General features: G+C 59.5%; 16 protein-coding genes. 14 read left to right on the top strand and 2 right to left on the bottom strand.

Annotated features, from left to right (window positions below; genetic code table 11):
• Nucleotides 1-99 precede the first annotated feature (99 nt).
• Nucleotides 100-1218, top strand: a complete 1119-nt coding sequence (gene proB / locus LOY36_RS24475; protein ID WP_258674218.1) for a glutamate 5-kinase — start codon at nt 100-102, stop codon at nt 1216-1218.
• 12 nt (nt 1219-1230) lie between these two features.
• The gene (locus tag LOY36_RS24470; protein ID WP_007938427.1) at nt 1231-1695 is read left to right on the top strand and encodes a CreA family protein; all 465 of its coding nucleotides are present in this window, start codon (nt 1231-1233) and stop codon (nt 1693-1695) included.
• A gap of 222 nt (nt 1696-1917) precedes the next feature.
• Here the strand turns inward: LOY36_RS24470 and rpsT are convergent, their stop codons facing one another.
• Nucleotides 1918-2196 (bottom strand): 30S ribosomal protein S20, encoded by a 279-nt coding sequence (rpsT, locus tag LOY36_RS24465; RefSeq protein WP_007901883.1) that lies wholly within the window; start codon nt 2194-2196, stop codon nt 1918-1920.
• A gap of 387 nt (nt 2197-2583) precedes the next feature.
• Here rpsT and murJ point away from each other — a divergent pair, with 387 nt between their 5' ends.
• From murJ to ispH, 6 genes are all read left to right on the top strand, one after another.
• The gene (gene murJ / locus LOY36_RS24460) at nt 2584-4122 is read left to right on the top strand and encodes a murein biosynthesis integral membrane protein MurJ (protein ID WP_258671197.1); all 1539 of its coding nucleotides are present in this window, start codon (nt 2584-2586) and stop codon (nt 4120-4122) included.
• 129 nt (nt 4123-4251) lie between these two features.
• The gene (ribF, locus tag LOY36_RS24455) at nt 4252-5202 is read left to right on the top strand and encodes a bifunctional riboflavin kinase/FAD synthetase (RefSeq protein ID WP_019650963.1); all 951 of its coding nucleotides are present in this window, start codon (nt 4252-4254) and stop codon (nt 5200-5202) included.
• Nucleotides 5203-8034 (top strand): isoleucine--tRNA ligase, encoded by a 2832-nt coding sequence (gene ileS, locus LOY36_RS24450; RefSeq protein ID WP_204124866.1) that lies wholly within the window; start codon nt 5203-5205, stop codon nt 8032-8034.
• Complete coding sequence (gene lspA, locus LOY36_RS24445; protein WP_007938422.1) at nt 8027-8539, top strand: signal peptidase II; 513 nt, start codon at nt 8027-8029, stop codon at nt 8537-8539. The genes ileS and lspA overlap by 8 nt, the downstream gene beginning before the upstream one ends.
• Nucleotides 8540-8546: 7 nt before the next feature.
• Complete coding sequence (fkpB, locus tag LOY36_RS24440; protein WP_258674217.1) at nt 8547-8984, top strand: FKBP-type peptidyl-prolyl cis-trans isomerase; 438 nt, start codon at nt 8547-8549, stop codon at nt 8982-8984.
• Nucleotides 8985-9071: 87 nt separating this feature from the next.
• Nucleotides 9072-10019, top strand: a complete 948-nt coding sequence (gene ispH, locus LOY36_RS24435) for a 4-hydroxy-3-methylbut-2-enyl diphosphate reductase (RefSeq protein WP_018925888.1) — start codon at nt 9072-9074, stop codon at nt 10017-10019.
• On the opposite strand, the gene LOY36_RS24430 is transcribed toward ispH, so the two are convergent.
• Nucleotides 9988-10545, bottom strand: a complete 558-nt coding sequence (locus tag LOY36_RS24430) for a GspH/FimT family pseudopilin (RefSeq protein ID WP_258674216.1) — start codon at nt 10543-10545, stop codon at nt 9988-9990. The two genes, ispH and LOY36_RS24430, sit on opposite strands and share 32 nt — an antisense overlap.
• A 131-nt stretch (nt 10546-10676) precedes the next feature.
• Here LOY36_RS24430 and LOY36_RS24425 point away from each other — a divergent pair, with 131 nt between their 5' ends.
• Genes LOY36_RS24425 through LOY36_RS24400 form a run of 6 tightly spaced genes read left to right on the top strand, consistent with a single transcriptional unit; the run spans nt 10677 to nt 16322 of the window.
• Entirely contained in the window at nt 10677-11150 is a 474-nt protein-coding gene (locus tag LOY36_RS24425; RefSeq protein WP_064620450.1) for a GspH/FimT family pseudopilin, read from the top strand.
• Entirely contained in the window at nt 11147-11596 is a 450-nt protein-coding gene (gene pilV / locus LOY36_RS24420) for a type IV pilus modification protein PilV (RefSeq protein ID WP_026346003.1), read from the top strand. Before LOY36_RS24425 ends, pilV begins: the two co-directional genes overlap by 4 nt.
• A complete protein-coding gene (locus LOY36_RS24415; RefSeq protein WP_019650968.1) occupies nt 11593-12306 on the top strand; it encodes a PilW family protein in 714 nt (237 codons plus the stop codon). Before pilV ends, LOY36_RS24415 begins: the two co-directional genes overlap by 4 nt.
• 11 nt (nt 12307-12317) lie before the next feature.
• A complete protein-coding gene (locus LOY36_RS24410; protein ID WP_258671196.1) occupies nt 12318-12797 on the top strand; it encodes a PilX N-terminal domain-containing pilus assembly protein in 480 nt (159 codons plus the stop codon).
• Entirely contained in the window at nt 12784-15906 is a 3123-nt protein-coding gene (locus tag LOY36_RS24405) for a pilus assembly protein (RefSeq protein WP_258671195.1), read from the top strand. The genes LOY36_RS24410 and LOY36_RS24405 overlap by 14 nt, the downstream gene beginning before the upstream one ends.
• A gap of 14 nt (nt 15907-15920) precedes the next feature.
• Complete coding sequence (locus LOY36_RS24400; protein ID WP_019581258.1) at nt 15921-16322, top strand: type IV pilin protein; 402 nt, start codon at nt 15921-15923, stop codon at nt 16320-16322.
• The last annotated feature ends 18 nt before the right edge of the window (nt 16323-16340 follow it).

Raw genomic sequence — 16340 nt, 5'->3', positions numbered from 1 at the left:
CGTTTTAGTGTCTGGAAATCGACTGTTGGTCACGAAGAATCACGAATAACGTCACGGGCAGTGCCAGGTCGCGCTGCCCTCAAGCTAAGGTTGAAGATGATGCGGAGCAAGGTGACAGGTGCGCAGCGTTGGGTCGTGAAGATCGGCAGCGCTTTGCTGACGGCGGACGGCAAGGGCCTGGATCGCGCGGCAATGGGTGTCTGGGTCGAGCAGATGGTTGCCCTGCATGAGGCGGGCGTTGAGCTGGTGCTGGTGTCCTCTGGGGCGGTGGCGGCGGGCATGAGCCGTCTGGGCTGGACCTCACGACCCAGTGCGATGCACGAGTTGCAGGCGGCTGCCGCCATCGGTCAGATGGGGTTGGTGCAGGCCTGGGAGTCGAGCTTCGCCGAACATGGTCGGCATACCGCACAGATTCTCCTGACTCACGACGATTTGTCCGACCGCAAGCGCTACCTGAATGCTCGTAGCACCCTGCGTGCGCTGGTCGAGTTGAAAGTGATCCCGGTGATCAACGAAAACGACACCGTGGTCACTGACGAAATCCGTTTCGGCGATAACGACACGTTGGCGGCGCTGGTGGCGAATCTGGTCGAGGCTGATTTGCTGGTGATCCTCACCGATCGCGACGGCATGTTCGACGCTGATCCGCGCAACAATCCCGACGCCAAGCTGATTTACGAGGCGCGGGCCGATGATTCGGCGCTCGATGCGGTAGCTGGTGGCACTGGTGGTGCACTGGGGCGTGGCGGCATGCAGACCAAATTGCGCGCTGCGCGTCTGGCGGCGCGCTCCGGTGCGCACACCATCATCGTTGGTGGCCGTATTGAGCGAGTGCTGGATCGCCTCAAGGCTGGCGAGCGCATCGGCACTTTGCTGTCGCCTGAGCGCGGCATGCTGGCGGCCCGCAAACAGTGGCTGGCCGGGCATCTGCAGACTCGCGGCACGCTGGTGCTGGACGCGGGTGCGGTGACCGCGCTGTCCCAAGGCAATAAAAGTTTGCTGCCGGTAGGTGTAAAGCTGGTCCAGGGCAGCTTCCGTCGCGGCGAAATGGTGGTATGTGTGGCGCCGGACGGTCGTGAAATCGCCCGTGGCCTGGCTAACTACAGCGCTCTGGAAGCGCAAAAAATCATCGGTCAGTCGTCTGAGGCGATTATCGGTCTGTTGGGTTACATGGCGGAGCCGGAGCTGGTTCACCGGGATAACCTGATTCTGGTCTGAAGGAATACCTGAATGCGTGTGGCAAAAGGATTATTGGGCTTGTTGTTGGCGATGCCGCTGCTGGCCTCGGCCGAGGAGATTGGCCAGGTGTCGACGGTGTTCAAATTCGTCGGCCCGAACGACCGTATCGTTGTCGAGGCGTTTGATGATCCGAAGGTGGAGGGCGTGACCTGTTACTTGTCGCGCGCCAAGACGGGTGGCGTGAAAGGTGGTCTGGGATTGGCCGAGGATCGCGCTGAAGCGTCTATTGCATGTCGCCAGGTCGGGCCGATCAACTTCAAGGGTGAGCTCAAGGATGGCGAGGAGGTGTTCAAGGAGCGCACCTCGCTGGTATTCAAGACTATGCAGGTGGTGCGATTCCTCGACAAGAAACGCAATACCCTGGTGTATCTGGTCTACAGCGATCGTTTGATCGAGGGCAGTCCGCAGAATGCGGTGACGGCGATTCCGATTCTGCCGTGGACTCACGCCCAGTAATCTGACGCAGGTCCAGGTGTGGGAGTCTGTGTGGCGAGGGGGCTTGCCCCCGTTGGGGTGCGAAGCGCCCCTGTAATCAGTTGCCGCGATCTTGAATCAGAAAGTGGTGACCGGTTTACGATTGCTGCGCAATCGAACGGGGGCAAGCCCCCTCGCCACATTTGCTAAATCGCAGGCAATAAAAAACCGACCCTGAGGTCGGTTTTTTAACGAGCGCGTCGCTTAGGCAGCAGCGGCAACGTTCAGGGCCTTGACGTGGCCATTCAGACGGCTCTTATGGCGAGCAGCTTTGTTCTTGTGGATGATGCCTTTATCGGCCATACGGTCGATAACTGGCACGGCCAGAACGTAAGCAGCTTGAGCTTTAGCAGCGTCTTTTGCGTCGATGGCTTTAACTACATTCTTGATGTAGGTACGAACCATGGAACGCAGGCTGGCGTTGTGGCTGCGACGCTTCTCAGCCTGTTTTGCACGTTTTTTGGCGGAAGGTGTGTTGGCCACCGTCGAGCTCCTCGAAAGACTTTTTAGGAAATAGCAAACAAAATAGGCCGCGAATCATGCCGATGAGTTGATGGCTTGTCAAGGGCGGAAGAGACGTTCCGCTAAGTGGCCGGTTCCGGCCCCATGAAAACTACTGCGCTCGGCAATACAGCGTTGAAAGCAGACTCAAAATGCTCATTGACTAAAGTCAACTCCGCTTTCTCGCCTGCTTTCGCCTTGTCTTGCCTTCGCTCGCTACGTTTTCAAGGGGGCGGTGCGCTGGATATTTCTTTCCGGCGCGCGACCTGTAAACTCGCGAGCTTTGGCTCTGTGCTGTTGCGGCGCGGAGTATCGCATAAGTGGGCGCGTTGTTCGCCTGCTGTTTATCGACAGGCACAAACTCTTTCAATGAATCTGCTCAAATCGTTGGCCGCTGTCAGCTCTATCACGATGCTTTCCCGGGTGTTGGGGTTTGTTCGTGACACTCTAATCGCCCGTGCATTTGGTGCCGGAATGGCGACCGACGCCTTCTTTATCGCCTTCAAACTGCCCAATCTGCTGCGGCGGATCTTTGCCGAAGGGGCGTTTTCCCAGGCCTTTGTGCCGATTCTTGCTGAATACAAAAGCCAGAAGGGCGAGGAGGCGACGCGGACCTTCATTGCCTACGTCTCAGGCCTGCTGACATTGGTACTGGCGCTGGTCACTGCGTTGGGCATGCTCGCCGCCCCCTGGGTTATCTGGGCCACGGCACCGGGTTTTGTCGATTCTCCGGAAAAATTCCAGCTGACCACCGATCTGTTGCGGGTCACTTTTCCTTATATATTGCTGATCTCCCTGTCATCGCTGGCCGGGGCGATCCTCAACACCTGGAACCGCTTCTCGGTGCCAGCCTTCGTGCCGACCCTGCTCAATGTCAGCATGATCATCTTTGCGGTATTCCTGACGCCGTACTTCGATCCGCCGGTGATGGCGCTGGGTTGGGCTGTTCTGGTGGGCGGGCTGGCGCAGTTGCTGTTTCAACTGCCACACCTGAAGAAAATCGGCATGCTGGTTTTGCCGCGCCTGAATCTGCGCGATAGCGGTGTCTGGCGGGTCATGAAACAGATGCTGCCCGCGATCATCGGGGTTTCTGTGAGTCAGATTTCGCTGATCATCAATACTATTTTTGCCTCGTTCCTGGTGGCCGGTTCCGTGTCCTGGATGTATTACGCCGACCGCCTGATGGAGTTGCCATCCGGCGTGCTGGGTGTGGCGCTGGGCACGATTTTGTTGCCGACCCTGGCCAAGACCTATGCCAGTCAGGATCGCCACGAATACTCGCGAATCCTCGATTGGGGGCTGCGCCTGTGCTTCATGCTGGTGTTGCCGTGCGCCCTGGCGCTGGGGATTCTGTCTGAGCCGCTGACGGCCTCACTGTTCCAGTACGGCCAGTTCAGTGCTTTCGATGCGGCCATGACCCAGCGTGCGTTGATCGCTTATTCCGTCGGCTTGCTGGGGATTATTGTGATTAAAGTGCTGGCACCTGGCTTCTATGCGCAACAAAACATCCGCACGCCGGTGAAAATCGCGATTTTCACCCTGATCGTCACCCAGCTGTTCAACCTGGTGCTGATCGGTCCGCTGGCGCACGCCGGCCTGGCCCTGGCCATCAGCGCGGGTGCCTGCATCAACGCCGGTTTGCTTTTTTATCAACTGCGCAAGCAGCAGATGTATCAGCCGCAACCGGGCTGGGCGAAGTTCGGGCTCAAATTGCTGGTGGCGGTAGCGGTGATGTCTGCAGTATTGCTGGGTGCGATGCACTTTATGCCGGCCTGGGGGCAGGGGCCTATGCTTGAGCGGCTGCTGCGTCTGGGTGCATTGGTGATCGCTGGCGTCGTGGCGTATTTCGGCATGTTGCTGTTGATGGGCTTCCGTTTGCGCGACTTCAATCGCAAGGCCTTGAGCTGAAGACGTTATCTCGATAATCATGGGCGAACCGGCAGTTTTGTCGGCTCGATTACTTTGGGTTACGGTGTTGCCTGTCGTCGGCCGCCGGGTGTGGTTATAATCGACCACTTTATGAGCAAGAAGCGCGTTATGCAGCTGGTTCGAGGTCTCCACAACCTGCGCCCCCAGCATCGGGGCTGTGTCGCCACTATTGGCAACTTTGACGGTGTTCACCGTGGCCACCAGGCTATCCTGGTCCGGCTGCGAGAGCGTGCGCTCGAGTTGGGCGTGCCCAGCTGCGTGGTGATTTTCGAGCCGCAGCCGCGGGAGTTCTTCGCTCCGGAAACCGCCCCGGCCCGTCTGGCTCGTCTGCGGGACAAACTGCAGTTGTTGGCCGAAGAAGGTGTCGACCGGGTGTTGTGCCTGGCTTTCAACCATCGCCTGAGCAAACTCAGCGCCAGAGAATTCGTCGATACCATTCTGGTGGACGGCCTCGGCGTGCAGCATCTGGAAGTCGGTGACGATTTCCGGTTTGGCTGCGACCGGCTGGGGGATTTCGACTACTTGCAACAGGCCGGCGTCCTTCAGGGCTTTACCGTCGAAGCAGCGCAGACCGTCGAGCTGGACGGCATTCGTGTCAGCAGCACTCAGGTCCGCAATGCTCTGGCGGCTGCCGATTTCGCCTTGGCCGAGCAACTGCTCGGTCGCCCGTACCGGATTGCCGGGCGGGTCCTGCACGGCCAGAAGCTGGCGCGCCAGCTGGGTACGCCCACGGCCAACGTGCAACTCAAGCGTCGCCGTGTGCCGTTGAGCGGGGTTTACCTGGTCAGCGTCGACATCGATGGCAAGACCTGGCCAGGCGTCGCCAATATTGGTGTGCGGCCAACGGTCGAAGGGGATGGCAAAGCCCACCTCGAAGTGCACCTTTTAGATTTTGCCGGCGATCTGTATGACCGGCGTTTGACGGTGGTTTTCCACCACAAGCTGCGTGAAGAGCAGCGTTTCGCCTCTCTGGAGGCGCTTAAGACGGCGATCAATGCGGATATCGCCGCCGCCCGTGCCCTGTCGCACCTAGCGCCAATCGCTAATGAAGAGCCTTAAATGACCGACTATAAAGCCACGCTAAACCTTCCGGACACCGCCTTCCCAATGAAGGCCGGCCTGCCTCAGCGCGAACCGCAGATTCTGCAGCGCTGGGACAGCATTGGCCTGTACGGTAAGTTGCGCGAGATTGGCAAGGATCGTCCGAAGTTCGTACTGCACGACGGTCCTCCGTACGCCAACGGCACGATTCACATCGGTCATGCGCTGAACAAGATTCTCAAGGACATGATCATCCGCTCGAAAACCCTGTCGGGTTTCGACGCACCTTATGTTCCGGGCTGGGACTGCCACGGTCTGCCGATCGAGCACAAAGTCGAAGTGACCCATGGCAAGAACCTGGGCGCCGACAAGACCCGCGAACTGTGCCGTGCCTACGCCACCGAGCAGATCGAAGGCCAGAAGTCCGAATTCATCCGTCTGGGTGTGTTGGGCGACTTCGCCAACCCGTACAAAACTATGGACTTCAAAAACGAGGCCGGTGAAATCCGCGCCCTGGCGGAAATCGTCAAGGGTGGCTTCGTGTTCAAGGGCTTGAAGCCTGTGAACTGGTGCTTTGACTGCGGTTCGGCCCTGGCTGAAGCGGAAGTCGAGTACGAGAACAAAAAGTCCGCGACCATCGACGTGGCCTTCCCGATCGCCGACGAAGCCAAACTGGCTGCCGCGTTCGGTCTGCCGTCGTTGGGCAAACCTGCTTCGATCGTGATCTGGACCACCACTCCGTGGACTATCCCGGCCAACCAGGCGCTGAACGTTCACCCGGAGTTCAACTACGCCCTGGTCGACGTCGGCGACAAGCTGCTGGTACTGGCTGAAGAACTGGTCGAGTCCTGCCTGGCCCGCTACAGCCTGGAAGGTTCGGTGATCGCCACCACTACCGGTAAAGCGCTGGAACTGATCAACTTCCGTCACCCGTTCTACGATCGCCTGTCGCCGGTTTACCTGGCCGACTACGTCGAACTGGGCGCGGGCACCGGCGTGGTTCACTCCTCGCCAGCCTACGGCGTAGACGACTTCGTGACCTGCAAGAAGTACGGCATGGTCAACGATGACATCATCAATCCGGTGCAAAGCAATGGCGTGTATGTGCCATCGCTGGAGTTCTTCGGCGGCCAGTTCATCTGGAAGGCCAATCCGGCCATCGTCGATAAACTGACCGAAGTCGGCGCGCTGCTGCACACCACCACCATCGAACACAGCTACATGCATTGCTGGCGTCACAAGACCCCGCTGATCTACCGCGCCACCGCGCAGTGGTTCATCGGCATGGACAAAGAGCCAGCAGCGGGCGACACCCTGCGCAAACGCGCGATCAAAGCCATCGAAGACACCAAATTCGTCCCGGCCTGGGGCCAGGCGCGCCTGCACTCGATGATCGCCAACCGTCCGGACTGGTGCATCTCCCGTCAGCGCAACTGGGGCGTGCCGATCCCGTTCTTCCTGAACAAGGAAAGCGGCGAACTGCACCCACGCACCGTCGAACTGATGGAAATCGTCGCCCAGCGCGTCGAAGTCGAAGGCATCGAAGCCTGGTTCAAGATGGACGCCGCCGAGTTGCTCGGTGACGAAGCGCCCCTGTACGACAAGATCAGCGACACCCTGGACGTCTGGTTCGACTCGGGCACCACGCACTGGCACGTCCTGCGCGGTTCGCACCCGATGGGTCACGAGACCGGCCCACGCGCCGACCTGTACCTGGAAGGTTCGGACCAACACCGCGGCTGGTTCCACTCGTCGTTGCTGACCGGTTGCGCCATCGACGACCACGCACCGTACCGCGAACTGCTGACCCACGGTTTCACCGTCGACGAATCCGGTCGCAAAATGTCCAAGTCCCTGGGCAACGTGATCGCGCCGCAGAAGGTCAACGACACCCTGGGCGCCGACATCATGCGTCTTTGGGTCGCTTCCACCGATTACTCGGGTGAAATGGCGGTTTCCGAGCAGATCCTGCAACGCAGTGCGGACGCTTACCGGCGTATCCGTAACACCGCGCGCTTCCTGCTTTCCAACCTGACCGGTTTCAACCCGGCCACCGACCTCCTGCCGGCCGAAGAAATGCTCGCCCTGGACCGTTGGGCCGTGGATCGCACGCTGTTGCTGCAACGCGAGCTGCAGGAGCACTACGGCGAATACCGCTTCTGGAACGTCTATTCCAAGATCCACAACTTCTGCGTGCAGGAGCTGGGCGGTTTCTACCTGGACATCATCAAGGACCGCCAGTACACCACTGGCGCCGACAGCAAGGCCCGTCGTTCGTGCCAGACCGCGCTGTTCCACATCAGCGAAGCGCTGGTGCGCTGGATCGCGCCGATCCTGGCGTTCACCGCCGACGAGCTGTGGCAATACCTGCCGGGCGAGCGTAACGAGTCTGTGATGCTCAACACCTGGTACGAAGGCCTGAGCGAACTGCCGGAAGGCTTCGAGCTGGATCGCGCTTACTGGGACCGGATCATGGCGGTCAAGGTTGCGGTCAACAAGGAAATGGAAATCCAGCGTGCAGCCAAGGCCGTCGGTGGCAACCTGCAAGCCGAAGTGACGCTGTTCGCCGAAGACGCGCTGAGCGCCGACCTGGCCAAGCTGAGCAACGAACTGCGTTTCGTGCTGATCACTTCGACCGCCAGTGTTGCGCCATTGGTGCAGGCACCGGCCGATGCCGTGGTCACCGAAGTCAGCGGCCTGAAGCTCAAGATCGTCAAGTCGGCTCACGCCAAGTGCGCCCGTTGCTGGCACTGCCGTGAAGACGTCGGCGTGAACCCGGAACATCCGGAAATCTGCGGTCGTTGCGTCGACAACATCAGCGGCGCGGGCGAGGTTCGTCACTATGCCTAATGCGGCTGGCCGTTTCGGACGGCTGAGCTGGCTCTGGTTGAGTTTGCTGGTCCTGGTCATCGACCAGGCCAGCAAGTTCTACTTCGAAGGCAAGCTCGAGATGTACCAGCAAATCGTGGTGATCCCCGATTTATTCAGCTGGACCCTGGCCTACAACACTGGCGCGGCGTTCAGCTTCCTGGCTGACAGCTCCGGCTGGCAGCGCTGGTTGTTTGCCTTGATCGCGGTGGTGGTCAGTGCGGTGCTGGTGATCTGGCTCAAGCGCTTGGGGCGCAACGAAACCTGGCTGGCGATTGCGCTGGCCCTGGTGCTGGGTGGCGCGCTGGGCAATCTGTACGATCGTATTGCCCTGGGCCATGTGATCGATTTCATTCTGGTGCACTGGCAGAACCGCTGGTATTTCCCGGCGTTCAACTTTGCTGACAGTGCTATTTCTGTCGGTGCCGTGATGCTTGCACTGGATATGTTCAAAAGTAAGAAGACCGGAGAAACCGTTCATGACTGAACAGGTATTGGCTGAACAGCGTATCGGCCAGAACACGGAAGTCACCTTGCACTTTGCATTGCGCCTGGAGAACGGCGACACCGTCGACAGCACGTTCGATAAAGCCCCGGCGACCTTCAAGGTCGGCGACGGCAACCTGTTGCCAGGCTTCGAGGCCGCGCTGTTCGGCTTCAAGGCCGGCGACAAGCGCAGCCTGGCCATCGAGCCGGAAAACGCTTTTGGCCAGCCTAACCCGCAAAACGTGCAGATCATCCCGCGCTCGCAGTTCCAGGACATGGAACTGTCGCCAGGATTGCTGGTGATCTTCAATGATGCGGCCAATACCGAGCTGCCAGGCGTGGTGAAGGAATTCGATGACGCGCAAGTGACCATCGACTTCAACCACCCGCTCGCCGGTAAGACCTTGACCTTTGACGTCGAGATCATCAACGTCAAAGCGCTGTAAAGTTGTGGGAGCGAGCCACAGCAGGCTCGCTCCCACAGGTTTTTCACTGTTTTCGCTATTTCTTGCGCGCAAGACACGAGGCACAGCATGCAAATCAAACTCGCCAACCCCCGTGGCTTCTGCGCCGGTGTGGACCGGGCGATCGAAATCGTCAACCGCGCCCTGGAAGTCTTCGGGCCGCCGATCTATGTGCGCCACGAAGTGGTCCATAACAAATTCGTCGTCGAAGACCTGCGTGCCCGTGGGGCGATCTTCGTCGAGGAACTGGATCAGGTGCCGGACGACGTGATCGTGATCTTCAGCGCCCACGGCGTTTCCCAGGCCGTGCGTACCGAAGCCACAGGTCGTGGCCTGAAGGTGTTCGACGCGACCTGCCCGCTGGTGACCAAGGTGCACATCGAAGTCGCGCGTTACAGTCGTGACGGCCGTGAATGCATCCTTATCGGCCATGCTGGCCATCCTGAAGTCGAAGGCACCATGGGCCAGTACGATGGCAGCAATGGTGGCGCGATCTATCTGGTCGAAGACGAGAAAGATGTCGCCGAGTTGCAGGTGAACAACCCTGAAAAGCTGGCCTTCGTTACCCAGACCACCCTGTCCATGGACGACACCAGTCGCGTGATCGACGCCCTGCGTACACGTTTCCCGGCGATCGGCGGTCCGCGCAAGGACGACATCTGCTACGCCACGCAAAACCGTCAGGACGCTGTCAAGCAACTGGCGGACGAGTGCGACGTGGTGCTGGTGGTTGGCAGCCCGAACAGCTCCAACTCCAATCGTCTGCGTGAACTGGCCGAACGCATGGCCACCCCGGCCTATCTGATCGACGGTGCCGAAGACCTGCAAAAGAGCTGGTTCGACGGTGTCGAGCGTATTGGCATCACGGCCGGTGCCTCCGCTCCGGAAGTGCTGGTACGTGGCGTGATCCAGCAATTGCAGGCCTGGGGTGCCACGGGGGCCGATGAACTGGCCGGTCGCGAGGAGAACATCACCTTCTCCATGCCTAAAGAGCTGCGCGTGCGTTCGCTGCTGTAATACTTTTCGCCTTTCGACACAGCGCCTGCTCAGCCTTATGGTTGGCCAGGCGCACTCGACCGCTCGCCGCCAGCACCACCTGGAGCTGGCTGACCGGCTCGCGAGCCGAACAAATATGTAGCGTCCCTGCCTGAAATGCCCGTTCGGGCATCAGCGGTTGGCCCAGACTGCTGAAACGCACGAAGCGCCTGACCGGCCAATTGCCGACAATCGGCACCCGAGTGCTACTCATGTGCTCAACCAGCAGCGGATTGCTGTTGTCTTCCGGGCCTTTGCCGCTGATATCCAGAATGATCCGCCAGCCTTGGCTCCAGTCGCCGTTGATAGCGTGAATCACCACGCTCTGATTGCGGGTGATGGCAGCCGTTCTGGCTGTGCGTATACCACTGACAATTGACTGCGCCGCTTGCTCCCGATGGTTTGATTCTGTCAGGGCTGCAAATGCCGGGCTGACCAGGTGCAGAACAATCCCGACAATTGTCAGTCCCATGAGCAGTCCGATCAGGTTGAAACCTTGCTGATGCATGTCATCTCCCTCCATGGAGTGCTGCGGCCCGCGCGATCCTTGCGCGAGTAATGGCAAAACAACCGTACATCTGTCGGTCGAATGTTCTAGCGTGTAGAAGCAGGTATAGCCGACGGCAACGGAGGGCACTGATGGATCATCGTACAAAAGGTTTCACGCTGATCGAGCTGCTGGTCACGCTCGCGGTGTTTCTGATCCTGATTACCCTGGCCGTTCCGGCGTTCACCCGCTCGGTGCAAAGCAACAAGGCCGACACCGAGGTCGGCGATTTGCAACGGGCACTCAATTACGCACGGCTTGAGGCGATTGATCGGGGCCTCACCACTCGGGTTCGCCCGACGGCCGGCGGCAGTGTCTGGACCGGCGAGCTGAGCGTTTATGACGGTACTGGCAATCCGGCCAATGTATTGCGGGTTGTTCCAGCGATGAGCAGCGGAGCAACTCTGACGCTAACCTCAGGAGTGACCGCGATTGATTTCAACAATCTCGGCGGTTTGGCGGCGCCGTCCACGGCGGTGGTGATCAGTTATGTGCTGGGGGCGCAAAGCAGGACGCTGAATGTGTGTTTGAACGGACGAATTCTATTGGGTGGAAGTTGCGGATGAGGGGTTGGAGCAAGCGTGCACAGGAGGGCATGACGCTGATCGAGGTATTGGTCGCGTTGTTGGTGCTGGCTGTGGGTCTGTTGGGCGCGGCGGCGATTCAGCTCAATGCGCTGAAGTACACCGACAGCTCGCGGATGACCAGTCAGGCGAGTTTTATCGCCTACGACATGATGGACCGCATCCGCGCCAACTCCGGCGCCGATTACACCGTCACGCCACCGACCTCGGGCAACCTGAGCGTGGCCCGGGATCAGGACCTCTACGACTTCACTACCAATATCATCAATTTCGGCGGCGCCACGGCCACCGGCAGCATCGTCCGCAACCAGCGGGTGTACACCATCACCATTACCTGGGACGACTCCCGGGCCGCCAATATCGCCGATTCGCGCCGCAGTTTCGTCCTCACCAGCCGCGCCACCGTTGATCCGGCGACGACACCATGAACAGAACCAGCAGAGGTTTCGGCCTGATCGAATTGCTGATAGCCCTGGCATTGAGCTTGATCGTGATCCTGGGCGTGGCGCAGATTTTCATCGCGGCCAAAAACACCTACGTCAGCCAGAGCACTGCCGCCGGCATGCAGGAAGATGCACGGTTCGTCCTGAGCAAGATGATTCAGGAAATTCGCATGGTCGGCATGTTCGGTTGTCTGGGTACGATTACCGACGCCAGCTCGGCGGGGGATTTCAATGCAAGCCTGCTCACGCCGATCAGTTGGGATAATGCCAACCTCAAATTGACGCTGGTCACCGCAGATGTCGGCGGCAGTGGCGGAGTGCCGACCTGGACGGTGGTTTCCGACTGTCGAAATACCGCGACGGCCTACACCGGTTTACGCACGCCGGCATCGGGGCAGTTGGCGTTTCCGATCAGGCGGCTGATCTACAGCTTCAGCAACAACCAACTGCTGATGGGCACCGGCACCGGCACGCCGACTCAGGCGGTGCTCATCAATAACGTCAGTGCTTTTGGCGTGAGCTTCGGGCTCGCCAGCTCAGCTACGGATACAGCCGCCTCCAGCTATAGCAGCAATCCGTCCGATCCGGCGCGAATCCGCAGTGTGCGGCTGACGCTGACCCTCACCGACCCGAACAACCGGGTCCGCAATCAAACCTTCAACGTAGTTGCCGCCTTGCGCAACCGGTTGCAATGAGGGGAGGGCCGATGAGTCGTGCACCCATGACATCTCACGCCCAGCGCGGCATGGCGCTGTTGGTCAGCCTGGTGTTTCTCCTGGTGCTGACGTTGATCGGTCTCTCGTCGATGCAGAGCGCCACGTTGCAGGAGAAAATGACCAGCAGCGTGATCCTGCGCAACCAGTCGTTCCAGGGCGCGGAAGCGGCGTTGCGGGTTGGTGAAAGCGCGGTGCAACTGAACTCCTACTCATTGCCGGTCTGCAGTGGCACCAGCCAATGCGCGCCGCCGGCCGAGGCGTCGGTCATCACCGCCGCCGGGTTCAACTCCACCTCGGGGGTGACCTGGATCGCTTCCGGTAGCGGCTTTTACGGAGTGCAGAACATCGGCACTACCCTGACTGCCGTGAACGTGGCGAGCAACACGTCGGCAACACTTTACCGAGTGACCGCCGTAGGCATCGCGGGCAGCTCGCGCAGTGTGGTGGAGAGTATTTATGCGAAGTACTGAGACCCGCACAGGCTGGCGCCGTTGGTTACTGCAGCTGTTCTGCGGCGCGGCCTCGAGCCTTTATCTGGCCGCGCCGACCTACGCCTTCATGCCCTCGGATTCGCCGCTGTTGAGCGCCGCCGCCGTGCCTCCCAATGTGATGCTGCTGCTCGATGACTCGGGGAGTATGAACAACATTATCTGGGCGGCCGGCTTCGACCCGACGGTCGTACGCACCCCGGTGACGATTTGCCTCTCCAATGGTTCGTGCAACAAAGGCCGCGACCTGGACATGACCGATAACAATATCGCCTTGTCGAGTTTGAATCATGGAACATGCTCGAAGGCCGGATGGTACGGTTTTTATAAAAACAGCCTTCTCGGTCTGGATTCGCTTTGCCTGAAGCTTCCCGATCCGGTGGGAAGCGAGGACACGCGGTATACGGCGAATTATTTGTCCTACCTGATCAGCCTGGCCAACAACACTGACCGGGACTTCACCGACGGCTCGATCCCCAACGATTACCGGATGAACGTGGCGCGCAACGTTTCCAAGACGTTGGTGGCCAACAACCGTTCGCTACGCATCGGCCTGTCGACATTCAACCTGGCGGTCGGCAACCATAAGAATGACGGTGGTTACATCGCCCGCTCGATCAGCGATTTGTCGGCGGTCAGCGGCACTGTGACTCAGGCTCAAGCCGATACCAATTACACCTCACTGATCGCCGGGATCGACGAGCTGAGTGCGCAAGCCAATACGCCGCTGGCGGAAGCCTATTACGAGATCACTCGTTATTTCCGTGGCATGGCGCCGTACAACAACTCGACGCCCGCCACCTATACCAGTCCGATTCAGTACCGTTGCCAGAAAAACTACGGGGTGGTGATCAGCGATGGTCTGCCGACCTACGATCGAACCTTTCCGACCGACGATCCGCTGGGTGGCAGCCGGTTACCGAACTGGGACGGGATCAGCAGTAACGATGGTGCCGACCCCTCAGGCGATGATGAGGGCGACACCCTGTACCTGGATGACATTGCCAAGTTCGCCTTCGACATCGACATGCGCTCCACGGGAACCGATGCCACTGGCAAAAGTTGGAACGCCCTGGATTTTCCCAGGCAGTACATGAACACCTATACCGTGGGTTTCACCGCTGCAAACCAGATGTTGGCGGATGCCGCGACCTATGGGCAGGGCAAGTACTACCAGGCGAGCGACAGTGCGGGACTTAACAATGCACTGACTGCTGCCCTGAGCGACATCACTTCCAAGGCCGGCTCAGGTGGCAGTGGTGTGGCCAGCGGCACGACCCTGACCAGCAACTCGAGCTATTTCCAGACCAGCTACGATCCCAAGGACTGGCGGGGTACGATCAAGTCCTTCGGCTTCACGTCGGCGGGCGCGGTTAACACCGCCGCTGCGCTGTGGACGACCGACACCACCATCGTGCCCGGCGCCACTGCACCGACCTACCAGTCCTGGAACACGCAAACCAACGCGGCGGTCACCCTGGCTTACAGCAATTTCTCTGCGGCGCAGCAGACAGCCCTCAACCAGGGACTGCCCACTGGCATCAACGGCAACGATCTGGTGGAGTGGAGCAAGGGCATCAACAAAACCGGGCTGAAAGTTCGCAGTGTATTGCTCGGTGACATCATCAATTCGCCACTCGTGCTGGCCTCACCTACGGACAAAACCGCGTCCGATCTGGTGGCAGACACCAGCTACAGCACTTACCTGACCACCAAAGCCGCCAACATGAATGCCAGCCTGGTGGTGAATGCCAACGACGGTTTTGTAAACATCATCAACTCGGCCAACGGTGTCAGGCGTTATGCCTACATGCCCTCCAGCGTGCTGCCATCGTTGAACGACATCGCTGATCCCACTTACATCAACGGTGTGAGCCACAAGTTTCTGGTCGATGGCCAGGTCGGCGTGTTCGATGCCCAGCTCAACAGCGCCTGGAAAACCCTGGCGATTGGCGGAACGGGGGCGGGCGGCAGAACCTTTTATGCGCTGCAATTGTTCGACGCATCGGCTGGTAACGAGACTAAGGCACTGTGGGAAGTCAGCGCACCGGCCACGGCCAGTACAGCGAACATTTTCAATGATCTGGGTTATGCCTATGCACGTCCAGAAGTGGCACGCTTGGCTGATGGGCGCTGGGCTGCGTTTATCTCCAATGGCTATGGCAGCAACTCCGGGGTGGCGGCGTTGTATGTGGTGGATATTCGCGACGGCTCGCTGATTAAGAAAATCGTGGTCGACAGTACCGAAACCACCAACGGCCTGTCGTCGGTGAAGCTCAGGGTCAACTCGCAGAATGTGGTGCAGGCTGCCTATGGGGGCGACCTGAAAGGGCGGTTGTGGAAGTTCGATTTGAGTGGCACCACCCCTGACACCTGGGGCGTGGCGTTTTCCGGCAAGCCGTTGTTCACCACTGCAGGTGGCGCGACCCAGCCGATTACCGCGCAACCGTTGCTGGCGGATCACGTGTTGGGCGGCAAGGAGGTGTTTTTCGGCACCGGCAAATTCAATGAGGTTGCCGACAAGACCAACAAGGATCTGCAGGCGTTCTACGCGGTATGGGATGCCGAGGGGGGCGCAGGACAAATCACCGTTTCCAGTTTGCAGGCGCAGGCGGTGACCGGCGTGTTTTCGGGCAGCACCGGGCAATTCATCACCACCAGCCAGAACGAGGTGACCTACCCGGCCAAGAAAGGCTGGTACTTGCCCCTGGTGTACAACAACGTGCTGACGGGGGAGCGGGTGATCTATCAGGCCAGCCTGGTATCGGGGCGAATAGTTTTTACCACGCTCAGCGTGGATACCGTGGACCCCTGTGCCAGCTTCGGTACCGGCAAACTGGTCGAACTCGATGCGTTCAGCGGTAAGATGCTCAATTACGCGGTACTCGACACCAATGCCGACGGGGTGGTCGACAGCAACGACACGATTTCCAGCGGGGTGATCTTCACCGGTGGTATCCCGACCCTGAACGCGGTCGTCAATGACGCAACCCGCAAGATTGTGAACGACTCCGGTGGTGGCGTGACCACTCTGGTGGAAAAATCCGGTGGCGGCAGCGGCCGTCGCATCATGTGGCGACAAATACAGTAAGTGAGAGTTGAGGCATGCGCAGATCCAACCGAGGTTTTACCCTGATCGAAATCATGATCGTGATTGCGATCATCGGGATCGTCATCACCATTGGCTATCCGAGCCTCACCGAGTACGTAAAAAAGGGCCGCCGTACTGAAGTCGCCGGGTTGCTTTCCGAGCAGGCGCAGATCCTCGAGCGTTTCTATTCGAAGAATAATGTCTACACCAATGCCACTGGCCTCAGCGCTGGCAATGATTTCTACACCATCACCCCGACCCTGACCGATCAGACCTTCCTGCTGACGGCAACACGCAAGGCCGGTTCGACCATGGCCAGCGACAAGTGCGGTGATTTCACTCTCACCAATACCGGTGTCAGGAGCATGGTCAATGCCGCGTCCGGCCTGGCCACCAAGGATTGCTGGGGTCGCTGAGTTCCTTTTTCGGGCGCC

Origin of the sequence: Pseudomonas sp. B21-019, from assembly GCF_024749225.1 — a bacterium.
Taxonomy (GTDB): Bacteria; Pseudomonadota; Gammaproteobacteria; order Pseudomonadales; family Pseudomonadaceae; genus Aquipseudomonas.
Note: the sequence above shows the minus strand (reverse complement) of the source record. Positions and strands in the feature narration are given on the sequence as shown.

Excerpts from the sequence above, each read along its gene's own strand:
- murJ (WP_258671197.1), top strand. The coding sequence starts at position 2,584 with ATGAATCTGCTCAAATCGTTGGCCGCTGTCAGCTCTATCACGATGCTT.
- LOY36_RS24470 (WP_007938427.1), top strand. The coding sequence starts at position 1,231 with ATGCGTGTGGCAAAAGGATTATTGGGCTTGTTGTTGGCGATGCCGCTG.
- LOY36_RS24415 (WP_019650968.1), top strand. The coding sequence starts at position 11,593 with ATGAACAGAACCAGCAGAGGTTTCGGCCTGATCGAATTGCTGATAGCC.
- proB (WP_258674218.1), top strand. The coding sequence starts at position 100 with ATGCGGAGCAAGGTGACAGGTGCGCAGCGTTGGGTCGTGAAGATCGGC.
- ispH (WP_018925888.1), top strand. The coding sequence starts at position 9,072 with ATGCAAATCAAACTCGCCAACCCCCGTGGCTTCTGCGCCGGTGTGGAC.
- LOY36_RS24425 (WP_064620450.1), top strand. The coding sequence starts at position 10,677 with ATGGATCATCGTACAAAAGGTTTCACGCTGATCGAGCTGCTGGTCACG.
- ileS (WP_204124866.1), top strand. The coding sequence starts at position 5,203 with ATGACCGACTATAAAGCCACGCTAAACCTTCCGGACACCGCCTTCCCA.
- lspA (WP_007938422.1), top strand. The coding sequence starts at position 8,027 with ATGCCTAATGCGGCTGGCCGTTTCGGACGGCTGAGCTGGCTCTGGTTG.
- pilV (WP_026346003.1), top strand. The coding sequence starts at position 11,147 with ATGAGGGGTTGGAGCAAGCGTGCACAGGAGGGCATGACGCTGATCGAG.
- LOY36_RS24405 (WP_258671195.1), top strand. The coding sequence starts at position 12,784 with ATGCGAAGTACTGAGACCCGCACAGGCTGGCGCCGTTGGTTACTGCAG.
- LOY36_RS24400 (WP_019581258.1), top strand. The coding sequence starts at position 15,921 with ATGCGCAGATCCAACCGAGGTTTTACCCTGATCGAAATCATGATCGTG.
- ribF (WP_019650963.1), top strand. The coding sequence starts at position 4,252 with ATGCAGCTGGTTCGAGGTCTCCACAACCTGCGCCCCCAGCATCGGGGC.
- LOY36_RS24410 (WP_258671196.1), top strand. The coding sequence starts at position 12,318 with ATGAGTCGTGCACCCATGACATCTCACGCCCAGCGCGGCATGGCGCTG.
- LOY36_RS24430 (WP_258674216.1), bottom strand. The coding sequence starts at position 10,545 with ATGCATCAGCAAGGTTTCAACCTGATCGGACTGCTCATGGGACTGACA.